This window comes from Photorhabdus bodei, assembly GCF_003287735.1.
In the GTDB taxonomy this organism is placed as follows: Bacteria; Pseudomonadota; Gammaproteobacteria; order Enterobacterales; family Enterobacteriaceae; genus Photorhabdus; species Photorhabdus kayaii.
Genome location: NZ_NSCM01000068.1, coordinates 1 through 10,584, shown reverse-complemented (window position 1 = coordinate 10,584; position 10,584 = coordinate 1). Strand labels below are relative to the sequence as shown.

General features: G+C 34.6%; 8 protein-coding genes and 1 pseudogene. 6 read left to right on the top strand and 3 right to left on the bottom strand.

Annotated elements, in window-relative coordinates; translation table 11 throughout:
- Nucleotides 1-248 precede the first annotated feature (248 nt).
- Together CKY02_RS25030 and CKY02_RS25025 are read right to left on the bottom strand one after the other, a co-directional pair.
- Complete coding sequence (locus tag CKY02_RS25030) at nt 249-392, bottom strand: hypothetical protein (RefSeq protein WP_167405352.1); 144 nt, start codon at nt 390-392, stop codon at nt 249-251.
- A 63-nt stretch (nt 393-455) separates the two neighbouring features.
- Nucleotides 456-626 carry a hypothetical protein gene (locus tag CKY02_RS25025; RefSeq protein WP_167405351.1) on the bottom strand — a complete coding sequence of 57 codons (171 nt, stop codon included), beginning with the start codon at nt 624-626 and terminating at the stop codon, nt 456-458.
- Nucleotides 627-1,826: 1,200 nt separating this feature from the next.
- Between CKY02_RS25025 and CKY02_RS21580 the strand changes: the two genes are divergently transcribed.
- The 6 genes from CKY02_RS21580 (at nt 1,827) to CKY02_RS21550 (ending at nt 9,772) form a co-directional block, all read left to right on the top strand.
- On the top strand, nt 1,827-2,108 hold the full coding sequence (locus CKY02_RS21580; RefSeq protein WP_112896849.1) for a hypothetical protein: 282 nt from the start codon (nt 1,827-1,829) through the stop codon (nt 2,106-2,108).
- A gap of 456 nt (nt 2,109-2,564) precedes the next feature.
- Nucleotides 2,565-3,773, top strand: a complete 1,209-nt coding sequence (locus CKY02_RS21575) for an ABC-three component system protein (RefSeq protein ID WP_112896848.1) — start codon at nt 2,565-2,567, stop codon at nt 3,771-3,773.
- A gap of 2 nt (nt 3,774-3,775) precedes the next feature.
- The gene (locus CKY02_RS21570; RefSeq protein ID WP_112896847.1) at nt 3,776-4,258 is read left to right on the top strand and encodes a three component ABC system middle component; all 483 of its coding nucleotides are present in this window, start codon (nt 3,776-3,778) and stop codon (nt 4,256-4,258) included.
- 2 nt (nt 4,259-4,260) lie between these two features.
- On the top strand, nt 4,261-6,246 hold the full coding sequence (locus CKY02_RS21565; RefSeq protein ID WP_112896846.1) for a DUF3732 domain-containing protein: 1,986 nt from the start codon (nt 4,261-4,263) through the stop codon (nt 6,244-6,246).
- 199 nt (nt 6,247-6,445) lie between these two features.
- Complete coding sequence (locus tag CKY02_RS21560) at nt 6,446-7,318, top strand: phosphorothioated DNA-binding restriction endonuclease (protein ID WP_112896845.1); 873 nt, start codon at nt 6,446-6,448, stop codon at nt 7,316-7,318.
- 828 nt (nt 7,319-8,146) lie between these two features.
- Nucleotides 8,147-9,772, top strand: coding sequence for an SIR2 family NAD-dependent protein deacylase (locus CKY02_RS21550; RefSeq protein ID WP_112896843.1), 1,626 nt, complete (start codon nt 8,147-8,149; stop codon nt 9,770-9,772).
- 91 nt (nt 9,773-9,863) lie between these two features.
- Here CKY02_RS21550 and CKY02_RS21545 read toward each other — a convergent pair.
- Nucleotides 9,864-10,126, bottom strand: a pseudogene (locus CKY02_RS21545) (helix-turn-helix domain-containing protein).
- Nucleotides 10,127-10,584: the final 458 nt, after the last annotated feature.

Here is a 10,584-nt window from a genome sequence, read left to right as displayed (position 1 = left end):
ATCAGCACCTTTGAATTTCAAGAACATAAAATGGTGACAGGAATGCAATCTTACCACCATGAGCTTTTGAGTTTATTAGGCGTACAATATAAAGCGGTTTATTCCTGAATTAGGTGCGGAATGAAGGTTGTAATAGTTTGTTAAGAATATGATTTCGCATCTGTAGAAATGGTACAAAAATTTTAACATTAATACATGTTTTTAAAATAGCGTACTAGAGATAATTGGGAAACTATGATTTGTCATGGTCACAGATGTCCTTTCAGGAAAAGGCGGGTTGTGGAGAAATAACCTAACTTTGCACCAGCCATTGCGAGTTCCATAATATCCAACATAGTTCTACTGGCTGGTAAAGTATCGGTTAAGTAATGAGATTCTTGGGAGTTATTCACTGAAAAAGCCCTCATAAATAGAGGACCTATATGTATTACGCAACATCGATCAAGCCGAGATCATTATTTACAGGGTCTCCCTTGGGTCAGCAGTTTTGTTGCTCCAAGATTAATATCATTACCTTTATTACTTAAATGTTTTTCACCGTTGCCATCCATATAACTAAATTGGATTCTAGCAATAAATCCACCTGAGTTTTTAAGACTCATCTTTCCAACTTCTTGTAATGCCATAACAGTCTCCTCTTGATATTTTGAGAAAAGTACTAATAACGTTCTGTTATTCAAATACATAAGTAGTTAAAGAAGTGTTAGAGAAAAAATAAATCTTAACAGGTGAAAATAAGTAACACATTAAAACCACCAGAGCAAATAATTATTATGTGTATTTTGGAGAAAACAAAAATCACTTAATTAGCACAAAAATAAGTGATTTTTTCGTTAGGTGTTTAATATAGTCACCATTTTTTCTTTATAATGACAATCTAATGAGATATTTGTTTTATACCCGTCATCTTTCAAGTTGCCTCCTTGTTGGCTGCACTCACTCACCCCGGTCACATAGTTATCTATGCTCCCGGGGATTCGCTCCCTTGCCGCCGCGATGCATTTTGAAATCCATAGGGTATATATAATAACATTTTTATTGTTTTGATTGGTAATGATTCAATTTATAATTTTTCGCAACTTCGTATAGTAATTTCAATATAATTATGCTGGGAGTAAATAGACTCGTATTCCTTTAGATAATTCATTGTGGTATTTTGCCATTGTACATTTTTATAGTAAGTTGTTTGAACGGTTTATGACGAAATTTATCTCTTGAGTCAATGGCTTATTAAAGTCTGTTCCTTATGGAAAGTATTATTGTATTAGTTCAAAGATTTTATTAACCTTCATGGTAGTGGGGAGTATTGTCCGACTTAATAGGTAATATGATTATATCAAGAATCAACGACGAATTGGCATCTATGAACTTTAAAAAGGTTAAAATCTTTCGAGAAGATAAACATTACTGTATGGAGTTCAATGATCAACAACAAAAATGTACAACTATAAAATTACTAATAAATAATATCAAATCCACTAAATACATTCGTGCATTATAATAATTTACTCATAGCGTTTATTGGATATGAAGAGTAAAATAAATATTTTTAAATATTCATATGAAGATTATTTATCTTCATATGTCGATAAGCCAGAAAAATATCTGACACAACTAATTTATCTCAATGAAATACAGAAGGTAATTATGATGGGAGATTAAACATTCTCTCGATTGCTGATGAAATCTCAATACAAGAGAGGATACTCCTTCACTATCGCAATCCAATAATAATTAAAGTTTCTAATAACCCTTAGTGCCGTGTCCAATTAATATTGAAAATATAAATCGTTATTGTATGCAGATTATTTTTGGAGAGTGTTAAAATGGACAATAGAATTATTTCTGTCGTGTATTATGATAGTGATTGTCCACTGTTGTATGGAAAAGAAAGTAACAAATTGCAACAAGCGTTGGAGATGATATATATCCTATGGATTTCAAGTTGCCTCTTTGTTGGCTGCACTCGCTCACCCGGTCACCCCGGTCACCCCGGTCACCCCGGTCACCCCGGTCACCCCGGTCACCCCGGTCACCCCGGTCACCCCGGTCACATAGTTTGCTATGCTCCCGGGGATTCACTCCCTTGCCGCCGCGATACATCTTGAAATCCATAGGGTATAAGTTCGTTAAATTTTTCTCAGTAAATCCTTTGTAGAAAGGCAGAATTTACTTCGGTTATCTACGTTAGTTCCACTTCTCCAAGTTTGCGTGATGGGAGATGCCTCAGAAATTGCTTCTGGTTCGAATGCTGCCATTGACATTAAAGTTATAACATTGCTACCTACGTTGATGAGTATGTCTGTAAGAGGATAATATCAGACCTGACAGAGCCCAAATAGGTGGTAAGCTGGTTATATGTACCAGTAGTAGTGGATGCTAAAGTCTACTGCAGGAGATATCTATGACGAACCTAGGAAACATATTAACAATAATGTATTGCATGTTGTATTAATCTGAGTTTGAATATCTTTCTGATTGTGGTGAGGTTTAGTTTTTGTCCATCCACATAAGTTAAGTAAGTAGTTTTTCAATGGCTTTTGTACAGAATGTGAAATAAGCTAATGATTACCCAAGATGCTAGTTCAAAACTTATCGGTTTCCTGTATCAGTTCGAGCGTGCCTTATATCGCATATTCTCAAGTGAACATAATTCTGTTGTATTTGGGATAGAAACAGTAGATGATGTGGTAGAGGAGGCTATATTAGCTAATGGATTACCAAGCATTACTTTCGAACAGGATAAACATAGTTTAGATACCAGAGCTCAGCCTTATCAGGACAGTAGCAAGAACTTGTGGCATACCTTGCATATCTGGCTGGATGCTATGAAAGTAACCCGTGAAAAATATGACGAAGTTACCTATTGTTTAGTCACGAACCGAATTATTGATAAAAGAAATCTTGTAGTATTTCTTTCTGAAGCGAAAAGTGAAGAGCAGATTAATACTGCTTTAGCAATGTTAAAAGAACAGGCGAAAAAAATTACGGGGAAAGTTAAATCTATTGCAGAGGAAGTGTTAACTTATTCTGATGAAGAGTTAATATTCTTGATTAAAAATATAGAACTTCTTGATAGTCATGGAACGACTTCCGGTATTTCCCCAAAGGAGGCTACAATTCAGTTACTACACTTACCATCTGAAGTAAAGGAACACGGAGATAATATCTATCAGACGTTGCTTGGATTTATGATCGACAAATGTAATACTGCCTGGAAAGCTAAACAACCTGTCGAGCTGACTAAAGAACCTTTTGCTAATCTCTTGAATTCTGAAATAAGTCTAATTAAACGTAAAAACTTTACTGAGCAACCTTTTTTCCAAACCGCTTTCAAAAATTATCTTAAGCAAGATAATGCAGAGCATTTATTTATTAAACAACTTCAAAGTATTGATATAAGTACAACGATGTGTAATCGAGCATTAGAGCACTATTGGGCATTTTATGCTGAAAGGGTCAGATTACAACAGGCAGGTGAAATTCCTCTTTCAGCATGGCGAGCCCGTGATGATGTACTTTATAATCGTTGGTTACAAATTAAAGACTGCATTGAACTTGGACTGGAATCAGAAGGAAATAGCCAAAAATTGAATATGTTGAAGAAAATTTATACTGATACAACGGATCCCAATTATACTGCTTCACTGGCTGGTCAACGAACTGAGAACCTTTATTTTACGACAGGAAATTACCACGATTTAGCCAATTCCCCTTCAAAGGAAACATTTATACACTGGCATAATGATTTCCTGAAGATTAAGGAGAAGTAATTATGCTTTATAAAGATAGCAATATAATTAATAACAGTTCACTCGCCTGTTTTCTGCTTGTCTATTTTGTAGAACAATATGAGAACTGTTCTGTGAATGATGATCATCCTGATCTAATGAAACTATTACTTGTACTTCCTATTGTATGGCATAAAGTCAGTCGGGAATCAATCAAAAAAAAGAAAAAAACAACACCTCTAATTGCCGTAGTACAGGAATCACCTTTGATTAAATCTAACTTAGCGCAACGTGTTTCAGAATATGCAGGAGCCTCCATTCAGGGGCTGAATTTAGCTGTTTCCTCTGGTTTGCTAATGCAATTGATTGAACACGGTGAAACGCGGTTTGAAACAAACTTCTCAAAATGGCCGGGAAGAATAAATAAGTTGCTTCCTAAAGAAATGGTTCAAACCATAACACGATTGGCAAACTGGTTTTCTTGTGTAGACACACCTTCCATTTATCGTCTTCTTCTGGGTAACTAATTATGAAATTCACTATTGATGCATTAATACTTTGGCCTGTTAATCCCAATAATAATCTTCGTGTAATCCCCTTTAAAAGCGATAAAGTAAATATAATTCATGGGATTAGCGGCACAGGAAAATCATCAATTATATCAATAATTGATTATTGTCTTGGAGCAAGCAAGTGTGCTATTCCTGTAGGTATTATTCGAGAGTCTGTTATGTGGTTTGCGATTAAAGCTAATATTCGAGGGTATAAATATCTTATAGCAAGGAAAACACCCAGTAAAAGATCGGTTAGCAATGAGTATCATCTTTCCCCTTATCCTGAAAAACTTCCTTTGACTCTTACTTCAACTCATTCAGATGCTGTTTTTAAAAATAAATTTAATCAACTTGTTAATCTGACTGATCTCCCTCTGTCTGAAAATAACGAAAAAACTGGATTTGATGGAAGAGCTTCCTACAGAGATATGGCAGCTTTTAATTACTTGCCACAACATATTGTGGCTAATCCATATACTCTATTTTTTAAAGCCGACTCTTACCAGAATAAAGAAAGACTAAAAAGGGTAATGCCGTTTGCATTAGGCATTATTGATCGTCAATATATGATTAGAGAGAAAGAGCGTATAGATATACAGAAGCAGCGAGATTCACTATATAAACAGCAAGAGGTAAACAAAAAAGCGTTGTCAAGTTGGGCTTTTAATGTTGATCACCTATGGCAGGCATGTGTGGAATTGGGGTTATTATCAGAAACAGAAAATCAGGATACTGATGCTAAAGTAAAATCATTAAATTACATTAATGATATATATACTGAAGGGCGTATAGGTGATCTATTGGGTACTCCTAATTATGAGTATACCAATAGGCGTTTAAAAGCACTTGTTGCTCAAGGAGAGGAGATCCAACAGCATATTGATACATTACGGATCCAAATCAGAAACTATGAGCAACTATTTTCCAGAGGTCAAGGTTTTACACAGGCAATACAGAAAGAAAAAGAGCATATTGTTGGATTTGACTGGCTTAAGAATAATTTGTCTCCAGGAGGTGAATGTATCGCATGTGGATCAAAAACAAATAGATTATCAACAGTTGTCGATAATCTTGAAAAACAAATTTCCCGGATTAACTCTATCTCCGAGGTTCTTTTTGAAAACCCCATAGCAGATAAAGAAATTGATAAATTAAAAAAAGAATTACGAATTCAGCAAGATAAACTTCAAAAAATCCGTAAGGAAAAATTTAATCTAGAAAAAATAGATAAATCTACCAACAATTCCATGAATAAAGTATATGTTTTAATTGGGCGTATCCAAGAAACATTATCATCACTTAAAAAAGTAAATAACACTGATGATATAAGTGAGAAAATAAAAGAATTAGATGATCAATTCAATGAAATAGAGAAATTCTTTCTTCAGTCTAATAAAAGCAGAACAGAATATATTGTTTACCAAGAGATAAATTCACTTATAGAAAAGTATGCTGATAATTTTAGGCTTGAACGTCGAGGCAATATTAAACTTGACAAAAATGAGTTAACATTATGTTTTAATGTAGATAATGATAGAAGAAATGAATTTTTATGGGAAGTCGGCAGTGGAGCTAATTGGATGGGATATCATTTATCTGTCTTTTTAGCTTTGCATGAATTTCTATCTCATCAAGATCGTACTCGTCTTCCTCCGTTTAGCTTTTTAGTGATTGATCAGCCTAGTCAAGTTTATTTCCCTAGTGCTGCTTCCGGAGAGAATGTATTAGATGTAATGGCAGAAGATAAAAGTCTCCAGATAACCAGACAAAATGATGTTGTCGCTACACGGAGAATTTTTGAAATGTTGGCAGTCGCAATTGAAGAAAATAACTATTTTTTTCAAGTAATAGTGCTTGAGCATGCTGATAAATCAATATGGGGGCAAGTAAAAAATACATATGAAGCTGAGTGCTGGAAGGATGAAGGAGATGGCTTGATACCTCGCTCTTGGAGTTTGTAATCTAATCTACTCTAGGCTTTTTCTGAGTAAGAGCAAAGGATATCTAACTTTAATGTTAGATATCCTTCAGATCGCTGACAAACCTCGTTTAATATAGCCGGGTTTGTTGGCAGTATGAATACTCAGCATCAACTAAGTATTGAACTCATTCACTTTTGCGAGCATGATCGCAGTTCATTCACCAGTTTAGCTAATAGTTATGACTTCACTCGCAGCACTGCAAACAGCGATATCAAAACTCACCGTCTGGCGTAAAGGCGATCAACGCGCACCACATAAGCCATTACTGCTATTGTATGTGCTGTCTGAGTACAAAAAAGGGCATGGGCAACTGTTTAATTACGGTGATGAAATTCATCAACCACTATTACAATTACTCACTGATTTTGGCCCCAGCCGCAAAGAACACTATCCTTCAATGCCTTTCTGGCGTTTACGGAGAGATGGCTTCTGGGAACTGAAAAATGCAGAACATTGCACACCACGTTCGGGAAGTAAGGAGCCACCAAAACGAGAGCTGATTGAGTATCAGGTTGCCGGAGGTTTTGATTCAGCCAGTTTCCAGTTACTGCGCCGTCAGCCTACACTTGTTGATGAACTGGCACAACAGATCCTCAATGAACATTTCCCGGAAAGCGTTCAGGTAAGTCTGGCTGAGAGACTAGGTTTTGATATTAACAAGAGGTTAAATAGCCGTGATCCATGTTTTCGTGGTGTGGTTTTACGCGCTTATCACTACCGCTGCGCCATTTGTGGCTATGATTTACGTCTGGATGGCTCTCTGGTTGGTCTGGAAGCCGCCCACATCAAATGGAAACAGTTTGGTGGCCCTTGCCTTGTGGAGAATGGTTTGGCACTTTGCACACTTCATCATTCCGCTTTTGATAGAGGTGCAATCGGCATAGACGAGAATCTGAAGATTAAAATTTCTGATGGGGTAAATCGTAGTCCGGTTGTTGAGCAATTGTTCTGGGCCAGAGATGGCGAAAGCCTTTATCTTCCGCGTAATCGTCAGTATTATCCGGCAGATAGATTTATTGAATGGCACCAGACTCAGGTGTTTAAGACATAGATAAAGTCGATTTGTGTTGCAGGTATTAACCGTCTAGGTATTTTGATGTTTAGATGGTTATATCATGCGTTTTTCTCCAAATCTCTCACATTATCTTTCCCGCCCTTTTTCATCCCATCTGAATAACTTCATACCACTGTAACATCAATCCAAACCGTATGAGTTTGTCTCGATATATGAACAGGGCTTTACTCCAAAGTTACCGACATGGTGGTCTTTTCGGAGCTAAAGAACGCATAAAATGGGAGATGATACATCACATTATTTTCGCCGTACCCAAAAGCAGAAAACGTCATATTGAAATCTACGAAAGTTTGTCAATCCCCAAGATAAAACTCATGTCAGTGAAAGAAATTAATCAGCAATATAAAGAATGGGAGCTTTCTCATTATTTAAATCGATGAGAAAGGTAAGCTACAGTAATATTGCATAAAGATAATCATTGAACTACACCTTATATTTGATTCTTTCTTATTCAGGGTGGTTCATTACTCACTTTTTATTAGCGTTTGGTTATCCTTGGATAAACTCATATATGTGTCTGTCATATAAAAGAGGTTGTCAAACTTTGTGCTGATAGTATCATTATGGTATTACATTTTCTGAGTCAATATATTGCACCTTAAAATAACCAATTGTTACTATATAACAGGAAGTTATTTCATAAATTAATAATCATCATCATTATAATATTGGTTTCTTTTTTAATCGCCAACATATCTCACAAATTAAGTAAGCTCTGATCAAAATATTAGAAAAAGTGATTTAGTATGTTTTACTATATGCAGTATACCAGTGGTCGGCTAATCTTTATGAAAAGGGCTTAAAATGTCTGACTCTATTTTTAACTTCAAAAATTATCCAATAGTATTTATTGGATCTGGAATGTCTAAAAGATACTTGGAAAATTCTCCAACATGGCCTGAGTTGCTGGAAGAATACTGGAATAAAATTGATAACAATGGTCAAGGTTTTTATAATTACTTATCGGAAATAAAGGATAAGTATAAAGAAAAACAAAATGATCCTGATTTAAATCATAAAGTATATTCGGACGCAGCAACTTACATTGAAAAAAGATTCAATGGATTATTTAATTCAGGGAAAATATCATTAGAAGGATTGACATCAAAAAGAGTTTTTGATGAGGACATATCACCATTTAAATATTCTTTATGCCAAAGATTCAAGCAAGATAAATTAAAACCAAATATTAAAAAAGATGAACTTGAATCATTTAAGAAGTTTTTGAAAAATGCAAAAATGATTATTACAACAAATTACGATTCATTTATTGAAACACTTTTGTCAGAACAAAATGTTGAACCTAAAATGTATATTGGCAATGACGGTTTTTTTGATGATGCTATTGGATGGAGTGAGTTATATAAGATACACGGAGATATAGAATTACCTAATTCAATAGTAATTAATAGTTATGATTATGAAAGATATGATAATAAATCTATACTGATTAGCGCAAAAATATTATCAAGCATGATAAAAAGCTCGATAATTTTTATTGGATATTCATTAACAGATAGAAATGTAAAAAAACTACTGACTGATTTTTCTTCACAACTTCCGAAAGAAGACAAAAGAAAATCTGCTGAAAGAATTATTTTTATTGAGTTTAAAAAAGATGAAATGGATATTATAAAAACACATAGAACAGATGATAAATCACAAATAACGTATACATCTATAGAAACAGATAATTATAAAAAGATATATGATGAAATAAGTAATATAGATGAAGGGTTGCCACCATATGATATCCTTAGATATCAAAGGGTAATAAAGCAACTTATACTAGAAGAGGGGGAAAAAGGAAATCTAGGTAGTATATTAGTCACACCTTCTGATTTGGATGAATTAGAGAAACATGCCAATTCTGGTAAAAATTTAGTTGTTGCCTTAGGTGATAAACAACTTGTTTATATTAGAGTAAAAGAAATGGAATATTTAGAAGATTATATCTTTGATAAAAGTGAAATACCAAATAAATCAGCTATTGAATTTCTTATCGATTGTCCTCCTCATGCCAGAACTCCTTTCTCAAAGTTAATAAAATCTTGTGATTTCCATAATATAAAAATATCAAAAAAAGAAATGAAAAAAATAGAAACAAGAATAAATATGCATGGAAAAATAGATAACTTAGTTAAATCTGTTAATCTGGATAAAAAATACTCAAGTATTGGGTTTAGATCAATTGAAGATATCAAAGCCGAGAACTTATTAAAAAACAAAGAATTATTGGTTATAATAAAGAACATAAAATCAATAAGTAAAGATGAATTAAGGAAATATATCCAAGAAGAAGCCTTTCCATTATTTAAAAGAAATGGAAAGGATGATCATTTAAAATCAAACTTAAGAAAGTTATTTTTAGCTTTTGATTTATTAACATATGGAAATGTAAGTTTAGATTTGCTAAATAAAGGTGACTAAACTTCTCTTAACTAAAAGAAAAGCTCTAAATAAAAATTAGTGGGGTGCTTAGTACCCCCACAAAAAAATATCCATTTAAATCGAGCCTCTTCTAGTTGAATACTTTTCTAGCCTTTCGCTCAATAAGTTGACCATTAAAATCAAAATACCGACTAGGCCAAATTCCAGAGGGATGAATTTCGAGATAGTTAGCAATAATCCATTCACCTTTAAGCCAAGGCCGACTGAGCGTATTGGCTAATAAGTAGATGAACTGACTCTCGCTTCACGAGGAACAGCCGCTAAGGTTGTTCCATGCTTACGTAATACAGTAATTATATCCGCTTGATGTAGGCGTGAGCCTGTAAGAGTCATGTTGTCCTTTTGCTGCCGCGTTACTTTCAGCGGTAAACCTGCAAATGTGACGCCTTAAGTTCTGCGAACGGTTAGCAAAGGTAGTGCGAGCGTTAAAATGCCAACAGGCACAGCAAAACGCTGCAAGGCTAAGTGTCAGGTAGCTGCAATAAGTTAATTGTTTGGGTGTAGAGAAACCATCCACTGAATATTTCAACCAGAGATAGTTAGAGGTGTAAGCTGTATGAGTGAAAGCCACCCTGCACGTATAAAGTGAAATGAGATCAAGACGTAGCTCAATTTGTTTGATAGTAAAAATAGCTTCACAATAATTACAATCTGTTGTGGTGTTTAAATAACTTTTCAAAATAATAGATCACTTGGAGGGAACTCAGTCCGATTTTTGCGATCTGATCAATTGCGAAAAATCCCAAACCCCAACACGGACTGAGTGATGCCTATCATAGCACCTATACCTC

What these genes read in the sequence shown, in the direction of transcription:
- CKY02_RS25025 (WP_167405351.1), bottom strand. Translation starts at nt 626, where the DNA reads ATGGCATTACAAGAAGTTGGAAAGATGAGTCTTAAAAACTCAGGTGGA.
- CKY02_RS21580 (WP_112896849.1), top strand. Translation starts at nt 1,827, where the DNA reads ATGGACAATAGAATTATTTCTGTCGTGTATTATGATAGTGATTGTCCA.
- CKY02_RS21575 (WP_112896848.1), top strand. Translation starts at nt 2,565, where the DNA reads ATGATTACCCAAGATGCTAGTTCAAAACTTATCGGTTTCCTGTATCAG.
- CKY02_RS21570 (WP_112896847.1), top strand. Translation starts at nt 3,776, where the DNA reads ATGCTTTATAAAGATAGCAATATAATTAATAACAGTTCACTCGCCTGT.
- CKY02_RS21565 (WP_112896846.1), top strand. Translation starts at nt 4,261, where the DNA reads ATGAAATTCACTATTGATGCATTAATACTTTGGCCTGTTAATCCCAAT.
- CKY02_RS21560 (WP_112896845.1), top strand. Translation starts at nt 6,446, where the DNA reads ATGACTTCACTCGCAGCACTGCAAACAGCGATATCAAAACTCACCGTC.
- CKY02_RS21550 (WP_112896843.1), top strand. Translation starts at nt 8,147, where the DNA reads ATGTCTGACTCTATTTTTAACTTCAAAAATTATCCAATAGTATTTATT.